At 33.3% G+C, this 24577-nt stretch carries 19 protein-coding genes; 9 read left to right on the top strand and 10 right to left on the bottom strand.

All coding sequences use genetic code 11. The annotated features are described in order from the left end of the window. Positions 1-37: 37 nt before the first annotated feature. The 5 genes from ACFFGA_RS11875 (at position 38) to ACFFGA_RS11855 (ending at position 3338) form a co-directional block, all read left to right on the top strand. Complete coding sequence (locus tag ACFFGA_RS11875) at positions 38-622, top strand: RNA polymerase sigma factor (protein WP_386064287.1); 585 nt, start codon at positions 38-40, stop codon at positions 620-622. Continuing rightward, positions 609-1013 carry a hypothetical protein gene (locus ACFFGA_RS11870; RefSeq protein ID WP_386064284.1) on the top strand — a complete coding sequence of 135 codons (405 nt, stop codon included), beginning with the start codon at positions 609-611 and terminating at the stop codon, positions 1011-1013. The genes ACFFGA_RS11875 and ACFFGA_RS11870 overlap by 14 nt, the downstream gene beginning before the upstream one ends. 130 nt (positions 1014-1143) lie before the next feature. Further along, positions 1144-1692 (top strand): RNA polymerase sigma factor, encoded by a 549-nt coding sequence (locus ACFFGA_RS11865; RefSeq protein ID WP_386064282.1) that lies wholly within the window; start codon positions 1144-1146, stop codon positions 1690-1692. Then, positions 1676-2191: a hypothetical protein gene (locus tag ACFFGA_RS11860; RefSeq protein WP_386064279.1), complete on the top strand. Its 516-nt coding sequence runs from the start codon at positions 1676-1678 to the stop codon at positions 2189-2191. Before ACFFGA_RS11865 ends, ACFFGA_RS11860 begins: the two co-directional genes overlap by 17 nt. Next, positions 2175-3338 (top strand): hypothetical protein, encoded by a 1164-nt coding sequence (locus ACFFGA_RS11855; RefSeq protein WP_386064276.1) that lies wholly within the window; start codon positions 2175-2177, stop codon positions 3336-3338. The genes ACFFGA_RS11860 and ACFFGA_RS11855 overlap by 17 nt, the downstream gene beginning before the upstream one ends. 112 nt (positions 3339-3450) lie before the next feature. Here ACFFGA_RS11855 and ACFFGA_RS11850 read toward each other — a convergent pair whose 3' ends face one another. The 8 genes from ACFFGA_RS11850 to ACFFGA_RS11815 form a co-directional block, all read right to left on the bottom strand. Further along, positions 3451-4686 (bottom strand): DEAD/DEAH box helicase, encoded by a 1236-nt coding sequence (locus ACFFGA_RS11850; protein ID WP_386064273.1) that lies wholly within the window; start codon positions 4684-4686, stop codon positions 3451-3453. A 75-nt stretch (positions 4687-4761) separates the two neighbouring features. After that, positions 4762-5718 (bottom strand): 23S rRNA (adenine(1618)-N(6))-methyltransferase RlmF, encoded by a 957-nt coding sequence (gene rlmF / locus ACFFGA_RS11845; RefSeq protein WP_386064271.1) that lies wholly within the window; start codon positions 5716-5718, stop codon positions 4762-4764. 115 nt (positions 5719-5833) lie between these two features. Beyond that, the gene (locus ACFFGA_RS11840; RefSeq protein ID WP_386064268.1) at positions 5834-6511 is read right to left on the bottom strand and encodes a DUF4377 domain-containing protein; all 678 of its coding nucleotides are present in this window, start codon (positions 6509-6511) and stop codon (positions 5834-5836) included. 76 nt (positions 6512-6587) lie between these two features. Beyond that, positions 6588-7373 carry a class I SAM-dependent methyltransferase gene (locus ACFFGA_RS11835; RefSeq protein WP_386064265.1) on the bottom strand — a complete coding sequence of 262 codons (786 nt, stop codon included), beginning with the start codon at positions 7371-7373 and terminating at the stop codon, positions 6588-6590. A gap of 10 nt (positions 7374-7383) precedes the next feature. Further along, positions 7384-10836, bottom strand: coding sequence for a pyruvate carboxylase (locus tag ACFFGA_RS11830; RefSeq protein ID WP_386064263.1), 3453 nt, complete (start codon positions 10834-10836; stop codon positions 7384-7386). A 16-nt stretch (positions 10837-10852) separates the two neighbouring features. Beyond that, positions 10853-11914, bottom strand: a complete 1062-nt coding sequence (locus ACFFGA_RS11825; RefSeq protein WP_386064260.1) for a hypothetical protein — start codon at positions 11912-11914, stop codon at positions 10853-10855. 373 nt (positions 11915-12287) lie between these two features. Continuing rightward, a complete protein-coding gene (gene htpG, locus ACFFGA_RS11820; RefSeq protein ID WP_386064257.1) occupies positions 12288-14198 on the bottom strand; it encodes a molecular chaperone HtpG in 1911 nt (636 codons plus the stop codon). A gap of 259 nt (positions 14199-14457) precedes the next feature. Beyond that, entirely contained in the window at positions 14458-16899 is a 2442-nt protein-coding gene (locus tag ACFFGA_RS11815; protein WP_386064254.1) for an alpha/beta hydrolase family protein, read from the bottom strand. 199 nt (positions 16900-17098) lie between these two features. On the opposite strand from ACFFGA_RS11815, the gene ACFFGA_RS11810 reads away from it, so the two are divergent. The 3 genes from ACFFGA_RS11810 to ACFFGA_RS11800 all read left to right on the top strand — a co-directional run bounded on the left by ACFFGA_RS11810 (position 17099) and on the right by ACFFGA_RS11800 (position 19666). Next, positions 17099-18109 (top strand): 3-oxoacyl-ACP synthase III family protein, encoded by a 1011-nt coding sequence (locus tag ACFFGA_RS11810; protein WP_386064251.1) that lies wholly within the window; start codon positions 17099-17101, stop codon positions 18107-18109. Positions 18110-18243: 134 nt separating this feature from the next. Then, on the top strand, positions 18244-18819 hold the full coding sequence (locus tag ACFFGA_RS11805; protein WP_386064248.1) for a calponin homology domain-containing protein: 576 nt from the start codon (positions 18244-18246) through the stop codon (positions 18817-18819). 115 nt (positions 18820-18934) lie between these two features. Further along, positions 18935-19666: a hypothetical protein gene (locus ACFFGA_RS11800; RefSeq protein ID WP_386064246.1), complete on the top strand. Its 732-nt coding sequence runs from the start codon at positions 18935-18937 to the stop codon at positions 19664-19666. 473 nt (positions 19667-20139) lie between these two features. On the opposite strand, the gene ACFFGA_RS11795 is transcribed toward ACFFGA_RS11800, so the two are convergent. Continuing rightward, positions 20140-22626, bottom strand: a complete 2487-nt coding sequence (locus ACFFGA_RS11795) for a TonB-dependent receptor (protein WP_386064243.1) — start codon at positions 22624-22626, stop codon at positions 20140-20142. A 92-nt stretch (positions 22627-22718) separates the two neighbouring features. Between ACFFGA_RS11795 and ACFFGA_RS11790 the strand changes: the two genes are divergently transcribed. Then, positions 22719-23081 (top strand): CoA-binding protein, encoded by a 363-nt coding sequence (locus tag ACFFGA_RS11790; RefSeq protein WP_386064240.1) that lies wholly within the window; start codon positions 22719-22721, stop codon positions 23079-23081. A gap of 12 nt (positions 23082-23093) precedes the next feature. On the opposite strand, the gene ACFFGA_RS11785 is transcribed toward ACFFGA_RS11790, so the two are convergent. Continuing rightward, positions 23094-24554: a sodium:solute symporter gene (locus tag ACFFGA_RS11785; RefSeq protein WP_386064237.1), complete on the bottom strand. Its 1461-nt coding sequence runs from the start codon at positions 24552-24554 to the stop codon at positions 23094-23096. Between the last annotated feature and the right edge of the window lie 23 nt (positions 24555-24577).

The raw sequence follows: 24577 nt of genomic DNA, 5'->3' as shown, positions 1-24577 counted from the left end.
GTAACCTATAATAGATTAATGTCGTCTTAAATACAGAATGACCACCAACGACGAAAACATACTTATCCAATCCATTAAGGATGGCGATGCTAAAGCCTATGCGCAATTAGTCAATCGGTATAAGGCTATGGTATATACTTTAGCGTTACGTATGCTTAAAAATAGGGAAGAGGCAGAGGAGGTGGCACAAGACACATTTATAAAAGTGTTTAGGTCATTACATAAGTTTAAAGGAGATTCTAAGTTTTCTACTTGGGTTTATAGAGTCGCTTATAACACCTGTTTAGATACTATTAAAAAGAATAAAAAGTATATAAATGATGTTGCAATAGATGAATTTACCTTTAATAAATTAGATGTTATTGATAATGCTTTAGAAAACATTATTAAAGAAGAAAAAAGTGCATTAATAAAAGCGTGCATCAATAAACTACCAGAAGATAGTAGTGCGTTGTTGACCTTATTTTATTTTGAAGAACTATCTTTAGATGAAATATCTACAATCATTAATATAGAAGCGAACACAGTAAAGGTGAAACTTTTTAGAGCTCGAAAAAAATTAGCTGTTATTTTAGAACAGTATTTACAACCTCAAAACAGTATGAATTATGGAACGCGATGAGAAAAAAATAGAAGATTTTATAGATAAATTAATGTCTAGTGAAGCATTAGAACAACCATCTTTAGACTTTACAGATAAGGTAATGGCTGAGGTTGAAATCATTTCTAATTCCACAGCAACGGTTTATAAACCCTTGATACCAAAATCGGTGTGGTGGTTAATAGCTGCAGGTTTTATAACTTTATTTGGCTATGTATTATTTAATAAATCGAGTAATACTACGAGTTTTTTAGACCGTTTTAATCTTCCTGAAGTTTCCTTAAATCTATTTGAAGGTTTTTCATTCGATTACTCTAGCACGTTGATGTACGCAACTGTAGTATTAGCAATAATGGTTGGTATTCAAATTCCGTTGTTAAAACAATATTTTAATCCAAAATTGTCGTTTTAGTCTGGATAATTTAAATTTTTATACATTAAGAATTCAAAAATTAATTTTTGAATTCTTTTTTTTTATCCCAAAATTGAAACCCTTTTGTTTTTTATTCGTTTTTTAAAAATAGAGACGCTAACCAAACTACATGCAAAACCAAATTAAAAGTTTAATAACCGCTAGCAAAAAAGGTAATCAAGTAGCACAAATGCAGATTTACGACAGCTATTGCAACGCTATATTTACAGTTGCTCTGCGTTATTTAAATAACGAAGAAGATGCAAAGGATGCTATGCAAGAAGGGTTTTTAAAGGCTTTTTTAAATATTGAAACCTATCAGCCAAAAGCAACTTTTGGATCTTGGTTAAAGCGAATAATCATCAATCAATGTTTAGACGTTTTAAAGAAAAATCAATTGAGATTTGATGATGTAGAAGTTTCAGATTTACAAATTATAGATGAAGATAATTGGCATTTTGATAACACAATTACAAAGCAAGACATTCTATATACTATAGATCAATTAAGCGATAAATACAAAATAGTGGTAAAACTCTATTTAGTTGAAGGCTATGACCACGAAGAGATTTCAGAGATATTAGAAATCCCAGTGAAGACATCAAGAACACACCTAAGACGAGGAAAATTAAAATTACAAGAACTTCTAAAAGTAAAGTACAATGAAGCGAGATATTAGAGATTTATTTAAAGAGGAAGAGGAATTACAAACACCTCCAGCAAAACATAGGAATGAGTTTTTAGGAAAGTTAAAAGAACAATCCAACGCAAAGCGAAAACCTTACACTTTGTTAGGTGTTGCAGTTGTCTTAATTGTTGCATTAACAGTAGGATTTAGCATTTTTGATACAACTCCAAAAGCTAAAGAAAAATCACCAATAATCGCACAAATTGAAGCCGTTGAAGCCGAATACTTGCGAGATATAGAAGCAGAATGGGAAAGCTTCGTAGCAATTACAGACGATGAAGTTTTGGTTGAACGTTTCAGAAATAAGTTAGATGATTTAGATAAAGATTATCAAATGATTTCATCACAATTTAAAAATGACCCAAACAATATTTTAGTGATAGAGTCCTTAGTGGAAAATTTACAAACGCGACTTCAGATATTAAAAGATATTCAAAAGCATATCAAAATATTAAATCAAAAAAACGAACAGCATGAACAATCAATTTAAATTATTATTTCTGATGCTCATCACATCAGCAATAGGTAACACACAAGTAAAGGAAATTTTCAAGAAAAGCTATGAAACAAACGATTTAGAGTCTATTTATCTCCACCTGAATGGGACGTATGTAGAATTTTCATTGTCTGAGGATGATAAAGTACATTTTGATTATAAAATTGAGTTTGAAAACTATTCAAAAAAAGAGATAGAAAATAAGCTCAATGAGATTAAAATCGAAGCATTAATAAAAGATGATGTATTAGAATTTAAAACAGGCGGAAGTGAAGTCAAAAGTGATATTTCCTATAGTTTAGAGACACTTTACGGCATTACTTTTGAAGGTGATTTTATAAACTTTAAGGAAAAGACAAATCGTGAATTTAGAAAATCTAAACAATATTTTTTAGATATAAACAGTAGCTCAAGAGGGAAGAGCCTAAAAGAATTTTTAAAAAAATATAGTGAAGTAGATAAACAAGGAAATAAGAGAAAAATTAATACCAAAAATGTAAAGATTTTGAAGACTAAATTTTTTATAAAACTTCCTCCAGAAATTAAGCTTCGTGTAATGACAGAAAACTCTAATTTAATCTTTAAGAATGATGTAAAAAATCAGTTGGTTGTTAACGCTAGAACTACGAAATTAAAATTTCAGAATATTCAAAATCCATTCAATGTTTTTGATGTGGTAAACGGAAGTCTTAGAGCAAATTTTTTAGAAGGAGGAAAATATAAATTCACACATGTTGATGAGGTGCAAGTGGCACAGTTAAAAAAAGTAGATGTTGATACCGAGTTTAGCGATATTAAAGTTGGTGAAATAGGTGAGAACGTAGAAATTGTCGATTTTAACAGTAAATTCTGGATACATAATTTTTCTAATGATTTTGGAACCCTTGTTATGAATACTGAATACTCTGAAATCAACTTATTCTTTCCGGAAAATATGAAGTATTTTATTGAAACTTATGGAAATAATACAGTTCATTATATGAATGGAGTCACAACAGAAATTCCTCCTAGTAGAAAAAATGAACGTTCAAAAATGATGTTGATAGGCGAAAAAACAAATCCAAATAAAATTAAGATTAATATCACCAATGGCATTATTAGATTTGGTGAAGACTTTATTGATTTCGGTGACAGAGAATAAACCAAAAAGACCTCAAATGTTTGGCTTCGGCTTCGCTCAGACACCAAAAACCTTTGAGGTCTAAACTATGTTTTCAAGTCTAAGTTCTAAAATCTGAAGTCTAACGACTCAATTAATACCAACGCTTTTTCTTCTTCTTAGAAGCTTCACTTTTACGTCCTTTTTTATACTTGCTACCTTTCTTTTTATGAACGATAGGTTTGGCCTTAGGGTCTAAAGGATAAGGATGTTCTTGCTCAACAGGAATCTGAACATTAATGTATTGTTCAATAGTTTTTACATAGCTTTTTTCGTCTGCGGAGCACATGGCATAAGACTTTCCAATATTGCCAGCTCTACCTGTTCTACCAATTCTATGAACATAGGTTTCTGCAACATTTGGCATATCAAAATTGAGCACATTATCGAGTTCGTTAATATCAATACCACGTGCAGCAACATCGGTTGCAATCAGCACTTTTACATAACCGTTTTTAAATTTATTTAAAGCAGTTTGTCGTTCGCTTTGCGCTTTATCACCATGAATACTATCAACTGTATAACCGTTTTTAAGTAAGGTTTGCTCTAGCTTATTTACGCCAAATTTGGTGCGTCTAAAAATGAGTACGTTGCCTTTTATGGTGTTTCGCATTAAATGCAAACACAATTCAATTTTATTACGTTTTGGTACATAATATAACACCTGACTCACATCTTGCGCCACAGATTTAGTAGGAGTAACGTCTATACGTTCTGGACTTTTAAGAATGGTATTAGCTAACTCTTCAATTTTGTATGGAATAGTTGCCGAAAACAGTAAAGTCTGTTTGTTTTCTGGGCAAAGGCGTTCAATCTTTTTTACATCGTCTATAAAACCCATAGCTAGCATTAAATCGGCTTCGTCTAAAACAAAAGTTTCAATATAATCTAGGTTAATGTAATCTTGTTTATGTAAATCGAGTAAACGACCAGGAGTTGCTACTAATATATCAACACCTTTTTTCAGTACATCAATTTGAGGTTCTATTGATGCTCCTCCAAAAATCACCAAAGAACGTAGGTTTGTAAACTGAGCGTAGTTTTTAAAATTTTGCTGAATCTGTACCGCTAATTCTCTCGTTGGACTCACAATAAGCGCTCTTATTTTCTTGCCCTTTTTTGGAGCATCTTGCTTATCGAACAATTGTTGCAAAATTGGTAGTGCAAAAGCTGCTGTCTTTCCAGTACCAGTTTGCGCAGATACAATAACGTCCTTTTTTTCTAGTATTAAAGGAATAGAACGTTGTTGCACCAAAGTAGGTTCAACATAGCCAGAAGCTTCAATAGCTTTTTGTAAGGGTTTTATGAGTTTTAAGTCTTTGAATGACATATAATTTTGTTTATAAATCTGTCATTCCTGCGAAGGTAGTAATGACAGAGAGGCAACAAAGGTATGATAAATGTTTTACCAACGTTCTACCATCCAATTCTTTTGTTCTTGTTCGGTTAAAAACGTCCAAGCAATAAAACGGCTTATTTTCTGTCCTTGTCCCATTTCAATAGTTTTTACTTCGGTAGTTTTTACTTTTTGTAAAATCTTGTAGGTCGGTTTCAGTGTAAGTTCTTTGGAAATTAAGCTTGTAAACCAAAAGCATTGTTTTGCAAAATTTCTACTTTCATAAATCATGTCTTTTACAAATCGCGCTTCACCACCTTTGGTCCACAATTCGTTTTGTTGTCCACCAAAATTTAATTGCGCTTTACTAGGTCGTTTTCCTTTAAGGTTTTTGAGTTTTCTTAAACTTGCTTTTTGAGCATCTTCCAATGATGAATGAAAAGGTGGATTGCAAATGGAGAAATCAATTTTTTCATCAGGTTTTAAGATCCCTTTAAAAAAAGCATTCGATTGTTCTTGGTGTCTAATATCCACTTGAGACTTTAAACTTGAATTTTCTTCAACTATTTTTTTTGCTGAGGTAATTGCTATTTCATCCGTATCACTAGCTATAAACGACCAGCCGTATTCATGGTTACCAATAATGGGATAAATACAGTTGGCACCAACACCAATATCTAATCCATTTATGTGATTTCCTGTTGGTATTTCAAAACTATTTCCAGCTAACAAATCTGCTACATTATGAATATAATCTGCTCTACCAGGAATTGGAGGACATAAATAATGCTTTGGAATATCCCAAAACTCTAATCCATAATGATGTATTAATAAAGCTTTATTTAATGCTTTAACTGCTTCAGGATTAAAAAAATCTACAGACTCATCACCATATTTATTTGGTGCTACAAAAGCTGCTAATTCTGGTGAACTACTTATGAGTTCCTTAAAATTATAACGCTCACGATGTTGGCTTCTGGGATGAAGTTGAGATTTTACTTTAGGATGATCTTTCTTCTTTTGCAAGGTGCTGTGCTTTGGTTGTCCAAAGGTAGTTATTATGAAATTAAGTTATTACAACGATCCGTCCGAGAAACTTAATAACTCAATAACTTTTTTACTTTATTTCATTAAGAAGCTATCAATCTACTTTATTAAACCTAAGAACTTCTCCACCGTTTTCATCATAAAAAGTTAAAGTTAAATCGTCTTTTTTATAACTAGAAGTATTGTAGAGTGCTTTGTCATAACTGTCAGGAATAGCCATATCTAAACACATTTTTCGTGTTGAAGCAATAGGTCCAAAAGCGATGGTTTTAGATGTTAGAGTCTTAATTTGACCGTTGTAGTTGTTACAACCGTTTGAACCAAAAACTCGCATTTCTGTTGTATTTATTTCAAGATTTGGTGCTTTGGTTCTATCGATCTCTTTACCATTGATGTGTGTCGCTACCCAAATATCATGTATAGCCAATTTTGGGTCAGTTATTTTTTCTAAAACCTTAACCAGATCGTACTGAATGCTCGAAGCATCTGCAGGAACATTCTCTGAATCCAATTTTGTTTCAGTTACTTCAATTTTTTGAAGAAAGCCTGGTTCAAAAGTGAAACCATTTATGGGAGCGTAAAAATTAGACCATTCTGCGTTTTCATGGTTGTCTGCAGTTGTGACTTGTAGGCATGTTGTTTTTCCAGCACCAGCATCGCAATCTACCTTTGCGCTGTTAACCCAATAGGTTGCTGTTGTTTGTTTTGTTGTGCCACAAGAGGTCATCATAACAATTAGTGTAAGGATTGAAAATGTTTTATATAAGTGCATGTTTTATATTGGTTTTTGTTAGAAGTGTTAATTTCAAAAGTCTTGCCAGCACTTGTGCTAAAACGTTAAAACTATGTTATTTTAATTGTGCTATAATGTAGAGGTAATCGCCTAAATCATTTTTGTAAGATGCTATGACTTCGTCTATTTTTCCATTGTCTATATCTGTTCGTAGTTTTCTTAAACCATTCTCAACTTCATTTTTATTGGCTAGAGCGCTAAACGAAGAAATACCGTGTCTTATGCTTTCATCAAAATACAACTCAGGATTTTGTTTACCACAATACAAAAATTGATCTTTTAAATCGGGTTGAATATTATAAATTTCTGTCGATGAGATTTTGAGTCCAACTAAGTTCATAGCGTCTTTAACAGCTTCAAACGTTGGCATTTGTGCCATTGAATTTTCTAACATTTTCGGAAAATAATGATTCAGCCAATACCCTTTCATTTGTTGTGGAGTAGAGGTAAAGATGACAATCTTGCCATTGGGTTTTAGAATATAAGCTAGTTCAGAAAATGCTCTTGCTAAATTTGTCCAATGATGAATGGTTAGCGTGGCAATTATACCATCAATGCTCTGCTGGGCTAAATCTGTTTTCTCTGCAGTTCCAATTTTCCATTGAATGTTTTTGTTTTGGGCTTGTGCCTTTTGAAGCATTTCTATGGATGGATCAATACCAATAAAGTTAAAGCCTCTTTTTTGAAATTCGTTGGTGTAATTGCCTGTGCCACAACCGATATCTAAATACAAACCTTCTTTGTTTGGATTTAGGTGTTTTAATAACTGCGAGGTTAAATAAGGATCAGCCTTCCGTGTCTGATTATAGTTGATACCTATTTTGTTGTATTTGGTTGACATTACATAATATTTACTCCATAGTAATAACTAAATCATCTTGTTTTACCATGCTTCCTTCATCTAAGATAATGGATTTTATTTTCCCAGATTTGTGAGCAGTAACTGTTGTCTCCATTTTCATGGCTTCTATGATAAATAACGGATCGTTTTCTTTTACTGCTTGTCCCTTTTTTACCAACACTTTATAAAGCGAACCTTGTAGCGGAGCACCAATTTGATTGGCGTTTTCTGGATCAATTTTTATATTTTCTTCATTCTTAATATTGAGAGATTTATCTAAAACTTCAACATATCTATTCTCTCCATTTACTTTGAAAAACACAATACGTTTTCCTTCGTCATTAGGAATACCAACCGATAAAAGTTTGATGATGAGTGTTTTTCCTGGTTCTAAAGTAATTAAGGTTTCTTCGCGCAGTTTCATACCGTAGAAGAAATTCTTTGTTGGTATCAGTGCTACGTTTCCGTAATTCTTATAATTTTCGTGTGCTTTGTCAAATACTTTTGGGTATAACGTGTAGGATAGAAAATCTTCCATCTCAATAGCTCTGGTAAATCCTTTTTGATATTTCTTTTTGAAGGCGTCATATTCCTTATCAAAATCAATAGGTTTTAAGTGCGCATTTGGTCTGTCTGTGTAAGGCTTTTTGTCTTTCAGAATAATGCTTTGCAGTTCTTTTGGAAAACCTCCTGTAGGTTGTCCTAAATCTCCCTTAAAGAAACTAATCACAGATTCCGGGAAAGAGAGCTCCTTACCACGAGTCATGACATCTTCTGGTGTAAGGTTATTGGTAACCATAAAAATAGCCATATCACCAACCACTTTAGAACTTGGTGTAACTTTTGGAATTTCACCAAACATGTCGTTCACTTGTGAGTACATTTTTTTGACTTCGTCAAAACGATCTCCTAAACCTAAAGCTTCAGCTTGTGGTCTTAAATTTGAGTATTGTCCACCAGGAATTTCATGCTGAAATACTTCAGCAGTTCCAGCTTTTAAACCAGATTCAAAAGGGTAATACATTTCGCGTGTGTCTTCCCAGAAATTTGAAAACTGATTGAGCGTTGACATGTCAAAATCATGTGAACGTTCATGGTACTTCATCATTTCTACAACAGCGTTAAAATTAGGTTGCGAAGTCAATCCGGAAAGGCCTCCAAGTGCCACGTCAACCACATCAACTCCAGCTTCAATAGCCTTAAGATACGTGGCAGTTTGAAGCGAAGAAGTATCGTGCGTATGTAAGTGAATAGGAAGGTTAACAGTGTCTTTTAAAGCTGTAACCAGTTCAGTAGCGGCATAAGGTTTTAGCAATCCTGCCATATCCTTGATGGCTATCATGTGTGCACCAGCATTTTCTAAATCCTTGGCGAGTTGCGTGTAATATTTTATGTTGTATTTGGTCTGCGTAGTATCTAAAATATCACCTGTATAACTCAGTGCAGCTTCGGCAATTCCACCAGTTTTGTTACGGACATAATTAATGCTTGGTTCCATAGCTTTTACCCAATTGAGCGAATCAAAAATTCTAAAAATGTCGACACCATTTTCCCAAGATTTTTCAACAAATTTTTCAATTAAATTATCAGGATAGGCTTTGTAACCTACACCATTAGAGCCACGCAATAACATTTGAAATAAGATGTTAGGCACAGCCTCTCGCAATTTTTTGAGGCGTGTCCAAGGGCTTTCGTGCAAAAATCGCAGGCAGACATCAAAAGTTGCTCCTCCCCAAACTTCCATACTAAAGGTGTTTGGATGATTTTTAGCGAAGCTTTCAGCGACTTTTAGCATATCATAAGAACGCATACGTGTGGCCAGTAATGACTGATGCGCATCACGCATTGTGGTATCTGTAAAATGGATTTTTTTATCAGCTTTTAGCCACGCACAGAATTTATCTGGACCAAGTTCGGTCAATAAATCTTTGGTGCCTTTTGGAAATGCATCTTTACTACTAAACTTCGGGACTTTTGCTTCTCTAAAGACTTTGCTTTCATCAATAAATTTTACATCAGAATTGCCGTTGACAATAACTTCCGCTAAGAAGTTTAAGGCTTTTGAGGTACGATCTTGCGGTAGCCTAATGTCAAAAAGTTCAGGTGTATTTTGAATAAAATTGACATTCACCTTACCATCTCTAAAGGTTTGATGCTGAATAACATTTTGTAGGAAATGAATATTGGTTTTTACACCACGTATTCTGAATTCTTTCAGTGCACGTGTCATTTTTCTGATGGCTCCATCTAGCGTTCTACCATGGGCAGAAACTTTAACCAACATGGAATCAAAAAACGGACTAACACTGTAACTTTGATAGATACTACCAGCATCTAATCGAATTCCCATACCAGATGCGCTGCGATATGTAGTGATGTCTCCGTAGTCTGGTGTAAAATTATTTTCAGGATCTTCAGTTGTTAACCGGCATTGTAATGCAAAACCATAAGTTGCTAAACTTTCCTGATCGTAAATTTTTATTTGCTTATCAGATAATTTGTAACCACCAGCAATAAAAATTTGTGTTTTCACCAAGTCAATTCCAGTGACCATTTCAGTAACCGTATGTTCTACTTGGATTCTTGGGTTGACTTCAATAAAATAAATGTTATCATCATTATCTACTAAAAATTCAACCGTTCCAATGTTGTTATAGTTGACTTCAGAAGTAATATCTACGGCATATTTGTAGAGGGCATCTTTTACTTTTTGCGAAACATTATAGGAAGGAGCAACTTCCACCACTTTTTGATGGCGTCGTTGCACAGAGCAGTCACGTTCAAACAAATGACGAATATTACCATGTCTATCTGCCACGATTTGAACTTCTATGTGTTTAGGGTTTTCAACATATTTTTCTATAAACATAGTGTCGTCACCAAAAGCATTTAGCGCTTCATTTTTAGCAGAATTAAAATTAGATTCTAAATCTTCATTGTTTCTTATAACACGCATACCACGACCTCCACCACCTGAAGCTGCTTTCAGCATTATAGGATAACCGATTCTGTTGGCTTCGGAAATAGCAATTTCTAGAGACGATAAATCTTCTTTATTGCTTTCAATAATTGGTACATTGCATTGTACAGCAATTTTCTTGGCAGTAATTTTATCACCAAGCGCATCCATAACTTCTGGATCTGGACCAATAAAAATGATGTCGTTTTCTGCACATCGTCTGGCAAATTCCGAGTTTTCAGAGAGAAAACCATAACCAGGATGAATGGCATCCACGTTTTTAGATTTAGCCAAAGCCACAATTTCATCGATATCTAAGTATGGTCTTAAAGGCTCGTTGTTCTCGCCAATTTGGTAAGATTCATCTGCTTTATAACGATGTTGCGAGTAGCGATCTTCGTAAGTGTATATGGCAACTGTGCTTACATTGATTTCTGCACAAGCCCTTAAAACTCTTATGGCAATCTCACTTCGGTTGGCAACTAATATTTTTTTGATCTTCATGATTGGATGGTTAGGTTTATTTTATGAGATACGGATTTTCGTTGATATAATTTCTTGTAATAAAGTCTAAACCGTTGCTGAGTAGTTCACCCATATTCTTCGATTTTTTAAAGTTAACATCCTTGGTTAACTTGAATAAGGCAGCTCTTAACTCGTTTATTTTTTCAGGAGTAGAAATGGTATCGGCTTTCATGCATTTTACAAGATCATCCAAACGCTCACGTTCACTTGTAGCACGTTTTGCCAAAAGTGAACGTTCTTCTTTTTCATACTGTTCTATGGACTCCTTTGCTAATACACTTAGGGTCATTTCTACATAAGCATTATTCTCTTTTAAAAATTGAGGTTTGTAAACTTTTGGATTGCCTTCATAGCATTGCTGGTCAAAATCTATAGCACGAATACGGTATTGTACACGATCAAAATCTTGGGTTATGACAATAACATAGTTGTATGAACGCATATCTGCTAATAAGCGTACAAAACAGCGTTCGTTAAACTTTACAAACTCTTTAGCCAAAGCACGCTTGTCTTGTTCAGAAAGTGTTTTGATATGATTACTAACAAATGTATCTCCAGGAATACCTGAAATATGTTCTTCGATAAGCGTGTCTTTATGGACTAAGAAGTTAATATGGTTGGGAGATAATAAATGTTCTAGTTCAAGACCATAAATACGTGAAGCATCTGCTTTTTTGATGTAGAGAAAGATATAGTTGTCATTAAGAATGTTTCTGACTTTAACTCGGAATGGTTTTGTGTTTCCAAATGTGCAGAAATCGATACTGTCGATATTGAGATAGGGAATGATATTATCACTACCATCTGAATGTAGAATAGAATACATTTGCTTTAGACTATGCTCAATTTCATCACGCTCATATTCAGCATAGTAACAGCTAATCCATAAAGTGTCTTTGCCTTCATTATCAAAAATCTCTATGGCTCCCTGAAAACGCAAAAGGTCATCATAAAATATAGGAATTTTTATGTTTCTACCTTGCTCGCTGAGATAATTGGAAAGACAATTACTTATTGGGTATGCAGGTTTTTTTTTGGATATCAGCTTTTCACTCATTACAAATTTAGATTTGGTTCGAGGTAGTTTTTGATAAAAATAAGCAAACTTACTACAACGTTTTCGTGAAAATTACATAATTTATTAATGTGCTGCTTTTTAGGTACTTAGATTATAGATGTATGGTTGGTAATTGACTATGAATTGATGAGGTTTTCAAAAATAATCGATGTAATTCCTATTTCTTATTTTTAATTGTTATCTCAAGATGAATTTTAAGCGTTTTTTAATACGTTATTATTAAGTTTGGTATAATCCATTTTGTTTTATGTAGAAGTCTTTTTTAGAATTAACAAAAAAACCACTTTGAATCAACAAAGTGGTTTTTTGAATATGTGAGATGCTGAAACTCGTTCAGCATGAAAAATTGAGATTATTTAATCATCTCATAACTACGTTTAATAAAGTTAGTCAACTCTTCACCTTTAAGTAAACCTTGAGATAAACGTGCTAAATCTAAGCTTTGATTAATTAAACGCTCTTGTTTCTTTTTGGTTTTGGTGTTTAGAATTTCATTAACCAATTCAGAATTTGTATTTACGATGAGGTTATACATTTCTGGCATATGTCCAAACATATTCATTCCGCCACCACCTGTTTGCTGCATCTCTTTCATACGACGCATAAATTCTGGTTGTGTAATAATAAATGGAGACGCATTACTATCCATAGCCTCTAATTGTACAGAGAATTTTTCAGAAGGCACTACTTCTTTCAGTATCTCATCTAATTTTGTTTTTTCTTCATCAGATAATTTAGAAATTGTAGTGTCATCTTTTTTAATAAGGTTATCAATGTGGTCACCATCTACACGTGCAAAAGAAATATTCTCTTTTGTTGTTTCTAATTTCTGAATAAGATGTGAAACTATCGGTGAATCTAATAATAAGACTTCATAGTTTTTGTCTTTTGCTGCTTGAATATAGGCATGTTGATCATCTTTATTTGACGCATAAAGAATCACCATTTTATCATCCTTATCCGTTTGCTTCGCTTTTATAGCATTGGTTAACTCTTCAAAAGTGTAGAATTTACCATCAACTGTTGGGTAAAGTGCAAATGCATCTGCTTTTTCAAAGAATTTTTCTTCTGACAGCATTCCATATTCAATAACAATTTTGATATCGTCCCATTTCTTTTCAAAATCTTCACGATTATTATTGAATAATGATTTTAATTTGTCTGCTACTTTACGAGTAATGTAAGATGAAATCTTTTTTACATTACCATCCGCTTGTAAGTAACTACGCGATACGTTCAATGGAATGTCTGGCGAATCTATAACACCACGTAACATGGTTAAGAACTCCGGTACAATACCTTCAACATTATCTGTAACAAATACTTGGTTTTGGTACAGTTGAATCTTATCTTTTTGAATGTTAAGATCATTCGTCATCTTAGGGAAATACAAGATTCCGGTTAAGTTGAATGGATAATCTACATTAAGATGAATGTTGAATAACGGCTCTTCAAATTGCATTGGATACAATTCTCTGTAGAAACTGCTGTAATCTTCATCCTTTAAATCTGCTGGTTGTTTGGTCCAAGCCGGATTTGGATTGTTGATGATATCATCTACAGTGATTTTTTTATGTGGCTCAGTGGTTTCCTTACCATCCTTATCCTTCGTTGTTTTTGGTGTGAAGTTTGGATCGTTTATTTCCTTAGTTCCGAATTTAATTGGAATAGGCATAAACTTGTTATACTTATTCAGTAATTCACGGATACGAGCTTCTTCTAAAAACTCAGTAGAATCTTCAGCGATATGAAGAATGATTTCTGTTCCTCTATCTGTTTTATCGGCTTCTTCTAATGTAAACTCAGGAGAACCATCACAAGTCCAATGAGCCGCTGGTGCACCAGTGTGTGATTTTGTAATAATTTCAACTTTTTCTGCTACCATAAAAGCCGAATAAAAACCAAGTCCAAAATGCCCAATAATTCCTGAATCTTTTGCTGAGTCTTTGTATTTGTCTAAGAACTCTTCAGCACCAGAAAATGCGACTTGGTTGATGTATTTTTCAACTTCTTCTGCTGTCATACCAATACCTTGGTCTATGATGTGAAGTTTCTTTCCTTCTTTATCAATCTTTACTTCAATCTTAGGGTTTCCGTATTCAGATTTAGACTCACCAATACTGGTAAGGTGTTTTAATTTTAGCGTGGCATCTGTACCGTTACTAATAAGCTCACGTAAAAAGATTTCGTGATCAGAGTATAAGAATTTTTTAATTAACGGAAAGATATTCTCTACCGATACATTAATACTTCCTTTTGTCATGATATATAGTTTTTTGTATAATTAATTTGAATACTATCTCATAGTCAAATAAAATACCAAGACATCATTTGTGACAAGATGGCATAAAAAATTCCCCTCCTGGGAGGGGATTAAGGGGTGGGTTAATTTTTTAAGGAATCATTTGGTTTTGATGTTGCTCTGATTAAAACCCATCGCTAACCCTTCCAAGGAAGGGAACCTCAAGTATTTGAAAAGAAAGAAATTAGATGACTTAATAGGCTTCAATTTTGCTTGAACTTTAATTCTTCATCGTCTCCTCATTTTCAATTTTTTCTTCTTTTTCTTCTCTATTTTTTACGTGTTTTTCTAACCATTGGTCTTGTTCCCAAAGCATGTGCATAATAGATTCTTTTGCTCTGTAACCGTGACTTTCTTTTGGCAACATTACTAATCTTACTGGAGCACCCAGTCCTTTAAGCGCATTAAAATAACGCTCACTTTGTAATGGATAGGTGCCAGAATTATTATCTGCTACACCATGGATTAAAAGTAAAGGAGTTTTCATTTTATCTGCATGCATAAATGGTGACATATTATAGTAAACCTCTGGCGCTTCCCAATAACTGCGCTCTTCACTTTGAAATCCGAAAGGAGTCAGCGTTCGGTTATAAGCACCACTTCTAGCAATTCCTGCAGCAAATAAATTAGAATGTGATAATAAATTAGCCGTCATAAATGCCCCATAACTGTGCCCTCCAACTGCTACTTTATTTCGGTCTATATAACCAAGGTTATCAACTGCATCTATGGCTGCTTTTCCGTTGGCTACTAACTGTGTTCTAAAAGAATCGTTTGGTTCTTCATCTCCTTCACCAACAATAGGAAATGCTGCGTCATCTAATACAACATAGCCTTTAGTAACCCAATATATTGGTGAGCCCCAATATGGATATACAAATTCGTTTGGATTGGCTGTACTTTGCGATGCACTTGCTTTGTCCTTAAATTCACGAGGATAAGCCCATAAAATCATTGGGTATTTTTCTCCTTCTTTATAATCTAAAGGCAGGTACAAGGTGCCTTCTAAATCCAGACCATCATCACGCTTATAATTAATAACACGTTTATCTACTGCTTCTAGACTTTTAAAAGGATTTTCAAAAGCTGTAATGGCAGTAAGATCATTCTTTTTTATATTTCTTATGTAGTAATTTGGATATTCAGTTTTGGATTCAATACGAACAAGGATATCTCCTTTTTTCATATCGATTGCATAGTTTAAGCTTTCTAATTTATCAGTATATTCAGATTGGTATAAACGCTCAGTTTTATTTGTTTTTATATTGTACTCATCAATAAAAGGAAATTGACCATCTTTTGTGTAGCCATCACCCATTAAATACAATTTGTCTCCATTCATGTTAAGAGTATAGCGTCCAAATTCATTCCTTGCACTTACAAAATTTCCAGGGTCACTATACACATCTTGATAATTTCTGTCTGATATTATTTTAGATTTAGCATTAGATGGGTTAAACATATACGTTTTTGTGTTTCTTGTATTCCACCAGTAGTCGTAAGCTATAGCAGTTTTATCATTTCCCCATTCTATTCCGGCAAAGCGTTGTTTTGTTTTTAAGATGAGTTTTGGTTTTCCATTAAAAGGTGCATCTACTTCATAAACAGCATCTCTAAAATCTGCTTCAACAGCAGGATCTCCTTTGTCTAAAGCTTCTGCCCATACCAATGTTGAAGGTTTGTCATTTCTCCAGGTCATATTACGTTTTCCCATTCTCGTGGCCATAAATCCTTTTGGCCTCACTTCATCTAAAGCAACTTCATTTACGGTTTTGATTTTGTCACCATTTACATTGTACATAATACTTTCACTAGGAAATCTTGTGTAGGTTACCAAGTAGGAAAACGGACGTTTTATTTTAGTCACCATAACATAGTTTCCATCTGGCGAAAAACTGATGCCACGATACATATCTGCACCAAGGAAATCTTTAACCTCACCAGTTATAGACACTTTTTTAATTTCTGAACGTGCCAGTTGCTCAAAGTTAAATTCGTCATTAGGTGTCTTTAATAAATCTTGGTAAGTTCTGTTTTGTGCCTTAGCACCATCACTTTCAGACACTGTTGGACCAGTTGGTACTGCTATATCAGTGTTAATTAATGGTTTTCTATCTGAAGGAAGCATTTTTACTAAAAGGTGTTGGTTGTCTTTAAACCAATTTATTGTGCTTCTCATATTGGCATTAACATTGGCATCTGTTATTTTGGTAGCTGTGGCTTTTGCTATATTTAATACCCAAACTTCAACACCAGTTTGGGTGGTATTGAGACAAGCAATCATAGTTTCGTCTGGAGACCAACTAAAGCCAGATAATCTAGCATTTTCTGGTAAGCCAGATACTTGTGTAGCATCCTTATCTTTTATTTTTTTAACTTTTATGTTGGTGTAGTAATTTGTTCTACTACCAATGTTGGTAACAGGATTAATTCGCAAACCAGCTAATCTTAGTTCTGTTTCGGAGAGTTCTGCTATGGATTTGTATTGATTACGATAAAGTAATACCATGTGTTCTCCTTTACTGTCTATTTGGACACCTGGCGCTAAATCTACATCAGCTAATTCCAGAATTTCTTCTGAGGGCTGTTGGTACGTTAAACTCTGCTGAGCGTAGCTATTGCACAGAATTAAAAATGCAAATAATTGGATAAATTTTTTCATGTTTTTTGAAATTGATTAAAGCCCTTAAGTTAGTTAAAATTGAAGCCCATAACTGTGAGAGAGTTGTTAAAATTTAGCATAAAGCTATGCGTGCATAACGAATATAAAATGGAATAAAAATAAATTGTATCTTAAGGTTTAAATTCGCACAACTAAATAACAAGTTTTTCGATGTCTCGGAAACGAAAATAGATTTTCAATGTACAACTCAAAAATAATAGGCTTAGGTAAATACGTGCCAGACAATGTAGTAACAAACGACGATTTATCAAAGATGATGGATACCAATGACGAATGGATTCAAGAACGCACTGGTATAAAGGAACGTCGTTGGGTAAAGAAAGGTAGCGATGATACCACTGCCACTATGGGAGTAAAAGCTGCTAAAATTGCAATTGAACGCGCAGGTATAGATAAGGACGATATAGACTTTATTATCTTTGCTACATTGAGTCCAGATATGTATTTTCCTGGTCCTGGAGTACAAGTACAGCATGCCTTAGATATAAAAACGGTCGGAGCGTTAGATGTACGTAACCAATGTTCTGGTTTTGTATATGCACTTTCTGTAGCCGATAATTTTATTAAAACTGGGATGTACAAAAATATTTTGGTTATTGGTAGTGAGTTACACTCTTATGGATTGGACAAAACCACTAGAGGTAGAGGAGTGTCTGTAATTTTTGGAGATGGAGCAGGAGCGGCAGTTTTAACTCGAGAAGAAGATACTTCTAAAGGTATTTTATCGACACATTTACACTCGCAAGGAGAACATGCTGAGGAACTAGTTTTAATTGCGCCAGGAATGGGTAAACGTTGGGTAAATGACATCTTAGCAGAAAACGATCCTAACGACGAAAGTTATTTTCCTTATATGAACGGACAGTTTGTATTTAAAAATGCCGTAGTACGTTTTAGCGAAGTGATTATGGAAGGTTTAGTGAAGAACAATTTACAAGTTGAGGACGTAGATATGTTAATTCCACACCAAGCTAATTTGCGTATTGCGCAGTTTATACAGCGTAAGTTTAAGCTTAATGACGACCAAGTTTTTAACAACATACAAAAATACGGAAACACTACTGCTGCTTCAATCCCGATTGCTTTAACTGAAGCTTGGGAAGAAGGAAAAGTAAAAGAAGGTGACACTGTTGTATTGGCCGCTTTTGGTAGTGGTTTTACTTGGGGAAGTGTTATAATTAAATGGTAATAGTTATGCTTGTTTTTAAATGGGTATAGTTTTAAGTCTTTACCTATCTTTCTGTAAAGTTTGAAAACCTTAGTGTATTTCCAGCAATAAGCAATATACAAACGCTTTTTAGGTAATTTGACCTAACCAAGAAAATGATAGTAAAATATAAAGATTTCGAAGTTGAAATAACAAATGAACCTCATTTGGATTCAGCGGAATTTGGTCAGAGATTTAAGAAACTTTATCCAGTCGATTTAGGACTTGAGTTGGAATTTAAACCATCCTCAAAATATGGAATTCGAATAATAGATAAGGGAATTGAAAAGTGCAGCGCTTTATTGTTAGAGTCTGGAGGAGCGACTGGAATTTTTGAGAATTCATTTCTAATTAAAAATGACCGAATCTATATTTGTTGTTCTAACCAAATATATTCATTGAATTTAACGGATTTATCAGTCAATTGGAGAAATTCATACGATTGGGCAACTTGCTTCGGAATACATGAGTTCAAGAATGATTTTATAATTCATGGTGAAACTCAAGTCAGCCGAATTAATGAAAACGGAGAAATTGTTTGGGATTTTAGTGCTAGAGACATTTTTGTAAATCCAGACGGAAAAACTGAATTTAAGATCATCGAAAATAGAATTGAATTAATAGATTGGCAAGGTTATAAATACGAACTGAATGCTGATGGAAAAATATTAACTGAAATAAAAACTAAGTAGAATACTTTTTATAAATAATTCCTTAGTCACTATTAGCATACTAACATCCCTAGGTATATTTTATTTGTAGTTTATTTGCTAAATTAGACAACTACAACCAACATGTTATCACTGCATGAAAATTACACAAATAGTACTATTAATAACCATTGGATTCCTTTTCAATTCTTGTTTAGATAAAGAAAAACCTGTTTCACCTTCTGAAAATACCGAAACTGATAATTGGAACATGGAAAGATTAAGCCACATAGCTACACAACACCTTGATAGCAGTAAGTGGGACTTAAAGCTATTTCAACAAGACATTGAAACCTATAACAAATATTCTGAAATATTTAAAAGCTATCCTTTAAACAAATCACCTTTTCCTGTTGCAGAATATGACTATGCTGTGTCTAGCATTCCATTTACAATAGAAACCGATAAAGTTTTTTTTAAAGGTGTACGAATTGGTGAATACAAAAACCCTGAAAGCGAAGACATAATCGATAAATTAACTTTGCTAATTCTAACTAATGACAAAGATTCTAAAGAAAATACATTGGTCGATTCTAGAAATTATCCTTATTTAACAGCGCAAGGAATATTTGAAGTAAAGAACAATGAATTTGATTGGGTTTTTTCGGCAAGTCCAGATGGATTTTCAACTTTAATTCTCAATATGAAGCTTTTTGATTTAAGATATGGAGAAACCATCATTATTTATCCTCAAATAGATCAATCATTCCTATATGAGCAGATTAAAGATTCTCCTAATAATTACAGCAATTTTGATGAATTTAAGAATACGTTATTAAATAACCCAAAAGTTCAAAATCAGCTAAATTCTCAAAAGAATATTAAGTAAAAACATTTACAATGCTAACTTTGAGTAACTATTTTCTTATGCCGTTTGGAAATTATGGGTTTAGTTAGTTGCACCTGATTCATATCAGTTTTATTTGCTACAACATTCACTTAACCATATACATACATATAAAAACACAAAGCCAACCTTTAAAACCAAAAAAGCCCAAACATTACGTTTGGGCTTTTTCAGCTATTAACCAACTTAACTAACACTATTATAAATTCTCATTTATAATCTCATTACTTAAAACTTATCTACATACTTAGACGTTGTATTTCTGTTTTTATTTCAAAATTTAACGTATTTAACGCCTTTTTAACAAAAACCCGAAACAAGACGTTTCGGGTTTTCTTATTTAATAGCTAAACATTAACACTAACCATCAACTATTTATGTAAACTATTAAATATCACTTTATATCATAAAGACAGTTAATCACGATATGTGTGACACTTTAACGTCTTAAAATTTTATAGGAATCCTCCGCTTCCAGATTTTTCTCTGCTATCGCGTTGCTTTCTTCTTAAGGCTTGGTATTTACCACCACCAAATCGGTAAGCTAAAGCTACGTTCCATGTATTGCTTTCCCAGTTAAATTCTCCAACTTGAGGATACGGTCTATCTCCTTCAAATTCAAACTTCATAGTGTTAAAAATATCACTATAGTTAAAGCTAAATGTTGCTCTTCGGTCTTCCATAAAACTGTAACGTAAACCTGTATTAACCATAATCATTGGTTTTCTGGTAAACTGTAAGCCTTTTTCTTCGCCTCTATACATTGAAAACAGTGATAAACTAAGCTTTTCCGTTACTTTAAAGTTGTTAAACAGTCGTATATTATAAACAATGTTATCTACTTTTACTGTAGAGCGTACAATATCATCTACTGTGGCAACCTCTGGTGATGCAGTTAAGGTTTCTGCTATTCCTTTTTGTTGTCTCGCAAATAAATCAAAACTACCATTAAGGCTCCACCATTTTGTTGGTCTGTAATTACTGCTCAGTTCAATACCGTAAGCTGTAGTGTTTTCAAAATTATCATACGTTAAGATGTTTTTATTTAAATCCAAACGATCTACAAAAACGGCTCTATTGATCTCGTCTTCTACCAATCTGTAAAATACACCAGCAGTAATAGTACCTTTTTCTAATTTTCTGGTATAATTTACTTCAACTGAGTTGGTAAACTGTGGTTCTAGTTCGGTATTTCCAAATGACGATACTAAAGGCGTACTCCATTCTCTAATAGGATTTACTTGTTGCAAACCTGGTCTATCCACACGACGACTAAAACTCATTTGATAAGTGTTTTTGTCACTAGGATTGTAAGTAAAGAAAGCCGATGGATATATTTGAAAGTAATCATTCTCAAAAGGCGAAGTTTCACTGCTGTTTTCTAATTGTCTGATAGCTTTAGCCTCTTCCTTAACACTTTCTGCCCTTGCACCAACTTGGTAACTCCATTTTTCAAAAGTCTTTCCGAACGTCGCATATAATGAATAAATATCTCTTTTATAAGTAAAATCTGTTGATGGAGTTGGTATAAACTCGTCTCCATTGTTTGGTACATTATCCTGGTTTTCATTTACTGAAAGTCCAGTAGAATTATAGTCTATATTGGTTTCAAAAATTCTGGCTTCTGCACCAACTTCAAGCTTTGCTTTTTCGGATAAAGGATTTACATAATCCAAGTTCACAACAGTTTGGTCTCTATCTGTATCTACAAAATCTCTGTAGTTTGGAGGAAATGCAATGTTTATAAAGCTAAAATTTGCTATTTCATCTTGTGAGAATGTGCTATAATCTACCTCTAAATCTAATTTTTCACCCTCTTTCTTAAACTCATGCTTGTAGGCACCATTGTACTGTGATACTTTGTTTTCTGTATCATTATTAAAGGTTTGTAATTGTAAGGGCTCGTTTACATACTGAATTCCTGTAGAGCCATCACCAGTACCGTTAAAAAGATTCTGATTGGTAAAGAATGAAATAGTGTTGTTATCATTCATATAAAAATCAACACCAACTTTATAAAGGTGAGATTTGTTGTTGTTTCCAAAATCGAATAGTTGTTGCGAGTTATCATCCAAACGCTCTATGGTTCCATAATTGGCATATTTACCAACATTGTTACCGTAATTTCCATAGAAGTTGAATTTTCCGTTACGGTAATTCATATCTATTGAGCTATTGAACTTAGCAAAAATCTCTTTAGTTAAACCAAGATTAATGTTTCCATTAAAGCCTATAGTTGTGTTTTTATGAAGAATTATATTAATGATACCGCTCATTCCTTCAGGATTGTATTTAGCTGAAGGGTTGGTTATCAATTCAATTTGCTTAATTGATGTTGAAGGAATTTGTCTAAGTAACTGCGCAATTGGCACGTTAGATAGTTTTCCATCAACCATAACACGCACATTCTCATTACCGCGAAGGCTAATGTTTCCTGTTTGCTGATCAACGTTTACAGATGGTAAGTTGTTCATTATATCACTTGCGGTTGCACCTGCAGTTGTAAGATCTTTACCAATATTGATAACTTTTCTATCTACTTTTTGCTGAATTGTGGTGGTCTCTGCAACGACAACAACTTCATCTAGACTTGCAACATCTTCCTCTAATAAGATATCACCTACATCTATTTTGTAACTGTTTTTGCCAATGTTAACGTTTTTGGTAATGGTTTTATAGCCTATAAAAGATATTTCAACTATTACCGTCCCTTCTGGGATTTTTTTAATTTCAAAATTACCACCATCGTCAGTAATGCTACCAGTGATAATTTTGCTTGACGCGTCCTTAACAATAACGTTTACGTAAGGTAAGGGCTGATTAAGCTGTGCGTCTAATACACGTCCTGAGATGGAACCGTCTATTATATCGGAATTTGAATTAGGTTGTGCACTTAAAATAGTTGATGAAACTATAATAAGCATTAAAAAGAAATGCTTCATTTTTTGATTGATTTGATAGTTTATTAATGTGTAGACGACTATTTTTATATCATGTTACTCTTTTTAACACTACTTAACATCTTTTTAACATTATGAAGAAAACAACTTTAGTTTTTGGTGCATCGCTTAAGCCAGAGCGTTATTCTAATTTGGCAATAAATAGACTTATAAATAATGGGTTTACTGTGAAAGCTTTTGGTATGAAAAAGGGCGAGGTAGCAGGAATTACTATCAATACCGAGTTGATGCCTTATAAGGACATAGGCACAGTGACTTTGTATATAAATCCTGAAAGGCAAAAAGGCTATTACGATTACATAATTGCACTAAAGCCAAATAGAGTTATTTTTAATCCAGGTACAGAAAATCCTGAGTTTTATAACTTACTAAAACAGAATAATATTCATTTTGAAGTAGCATGTACTTTAGTATTGTTAAGTACTGGGCAATATTAAAGCGTGAATAACTTATTCTATACTTAAAGCCTTTTTTCTTTTAATTAAAAGCAAGCCAATAAAGGTTAGTAGACCATTGATAATCAATATTTCAAAACCTATTTCATAGCCATTGAATAGCTCTTTAGAATAGAGGTTTAAAATATAAGATAGTAATGGAGCAAGTATTGCTATAATCCACACATAGTTATCTTTTATTTGAGATTTAGTTAGTAAACCAAAAGCAAATAAACCTAATAATGGTCCGTAGGTGTAACCTGCCGCTTTAAAAAGTTCCCATATAACAGAGACGTCTTTGAAAATTAAATCGAATAACAAGATAACCACTACCAATACAACACTAAAAGCGACATGTATTTGTTTCCTTATTCTTTTTCTTTCGTGTTCTGGTTTGTTTTCTATCTCAACAATATCTATACAAAATGAGGTGGTTAATGATGTTAAAGCAGAATCTGCACTTGAATAAGCAGCTGCAATTAAACCTAATAAAAAGAAAGCAGATGTTATAACTCCAATTTCTGGTAACATAGCTATTGTGGCAAAGAGGTCATCTTTAGTGGCACTAATGTTATTGATTTCAGCATATTGCGTTAACATCAATCCAAGAACTAAAAATAGAATATTCACAAAGATTAAAACAACACTAAAAGAAACCATATTTTTTTGAGCATCTTTTAGGTTTTTACAAGTAAGGTTTTTTTGCATCATATCCTGATCAAGACCAGTCATGGTTATGGTAATAAATATTCCTGAAAGAAAACTTTTCCAGAAGTACTGCGAATTATTTACATCATCAAAAAAGAAAACTTTGCTCAAACTGCTTTCTTTTGCATTACTGATAACATCGCCAATACTATTTAAGTCTAAAGCAGAAGCTAAAAACACAATAGTAACAACTACAGATACTAACATAAATAAGGTCTGTAGCGTGTCTGTAAAAATAATAGTTTTAATACCTCCTTTAAATGTGTAGAGCCATATCAACGCAATGGTAATGACAACTGTTATAGCAAACGGAATATCAAAAAGATCAAAAACCAAAAGTTGCAATACTTTAGCCACTAAGAATAATCTAAATGAAGCGCCAACAGTTCTGGAAATTAAAAAAGCAAATGAACCAGTTTTGTAACTAACATTACCAAAGCGATCTCTTAAGTAGGTGTATATAGAAGTGAGGTTTAACCTGTAGTAAAGTGGTAGAAGTACATAAGCTATGATGAGATAACCAAAAAAGTATCCAAAAACAACTTGTAAATACCCAAACTGTTTAGCTTCTACTGCACCAGGAACAGATATAAAAGTTACACCAGATAATGATGCGCCTATCATACCAAAAGCCACTAAATACCAAGGAGCAGTTTTGTTAGCTTTAAAAAATGCAGCATTACTATCTTCTTTACCAGTGAAATATGAAATTAAAATGAGTACACTAAAATAAGCAAGGATTAAAAGTAGAATTGAAAAAGGACTCATGTTTAAAATGTTTTATCAGATAA

Origin of the sequence: Winogradskyella pulchriflava (assembly GCF_042434315.1) — a bacterium.
Lineage (GTDB): Bacteria > Bacteroidota > Bacteroidia > Flavobacteriales > Flavobacteriaceae > Winogradskyella > Winogradskyella pulchriflava.
Note: the sequence above shows the minus strand (reverse complement) of the source record. Positions and strands in the feature narration are given on the sequence as shown.

Bases quoted from the DNA above. Each gene is read 5' to 3' on its own strand.
- ACFFGA_RS11790 (WP_386064240.1), top strand. From the start codon at position 22,719: ATGAAGAAAACAACTTTAGTTTTTGGTGCATCGCTTAAGCCAGAGCGT.
- ACFFGA_RS11875 (WP_386064287.1), top strand. From the start codon at position 38: ATGACCACCAACGACGAAAACATACTTATCCAATCCATTAAGGATGGC.
- ACFFGA_RS11870 (WP_386064284.1), top strand. From the start codon at position 609: ATGGAACGCGATGAGAAAAAAATAGAAGATTTTATAGATAAATTAATG.
- ACFFGA_RS11865 (WP_386064282.1), top strand. From the start codon at position 1,144: ATGCAAAACCAAATTAAAAGTTTAATAACCGCTAGCAAAAAAGGTAAT.
- htpG (WP_386064257.1), bottom strand. From the start codon at position 14,198: ATGACAAAAGGAAGTATTAATGTATCGGTAGAGAATATCTTTCCGTTA.
- ACFFGA_RS11785 (WP_386064237.1), bottom strand. From the start codon at position 24,554: ATGAGTCCTTTTTCAATTCTACTTTTAATCCTTGCTTATTTTAGTGTA.
- ACFFGA_RS11830 (WP_386064263.1), bottom strand. From the start codon at position 10,836: ATGAAGATCAAAAAAATATTAGTTGCCAACCGAAGTGAGATTGCCATA.
- ACFFGA_RS11860 (WP_386064279.1), top strand. From the start codon at position 1,676: ATGAAGCGAGATATTAGAGATTTATTTAAAGAGGAAGAGGAATTACAA.
- ACFFGA_RS11800 (WP_386064246.1), top strand. From the start codon at position 18,935: ATGAAAATTACACAAATAGTACTATTAATAACCATTGGATTCCTTTTC.
- ACFFGA_RS11815 (WP_386064254.1), bottom strand. From the start codon at position 16,899: ATGAAAAAATTTATCCAATTATTTGCATTTTTAATTCTGTGCAATAGC.
- ACFFGA_RS11855 (WP_386064276.1), top strand. From the start codon at position 2,175: ATGAACAATCAATTTAAATTATTATTTCTGATGCTCATCACATCAGCA.
- ACFFGA_RS11840 (WP_386064268.1), bottom strand. From the start codon at position 6,511: ATGCACTTATATAAAACATTTTCAATCCTTACACTAATTGTTATGATG.
- ACFFGA_RS11850 (WP_386064273.1), bottom strand. From the start codon at position 4,686: ATGTCATTCAAAGACTTAAAACTCATAAAACCCTTACAAAAAGCTATT.
- ACFFGA_RS11835 (WP_386064265.1), bottom strand. From the start codon at position 7,373: ATGTCAACCAAATACAACAAAATAGGTATCAACTATAATCAGACACGG.
- ACFFGA_RS11795 (WP_386064243.1), bottom strand. From the start codon at position 22,626: ATGAAGCATTTCTTTTTAATGCTTATTATAGTTTCATCAACTATTTTA.
- ACFFGA_RS11805 (WP_386064248.1), top strand. From the start codon at position 18,244: ATGATAGTAAAATATAAAGATTTCGAAGTTGAAATAACAAATGAACCT.
- ACFFGA_RS11810 (WP_386064251.1), top strand. From the start codon at position 17,099: ATGTACAACTCAAAAATAATAGGCTTAGGTAAATACGTGCCAGACAAT.
- ACFFGA_RS11825 (WP_386064260.1), bottom strand. From the start codon at position 11,914: ATGAGTGAAAAGCTGATATCCAAAAAAAAACCTGCATACCCAATAAGT.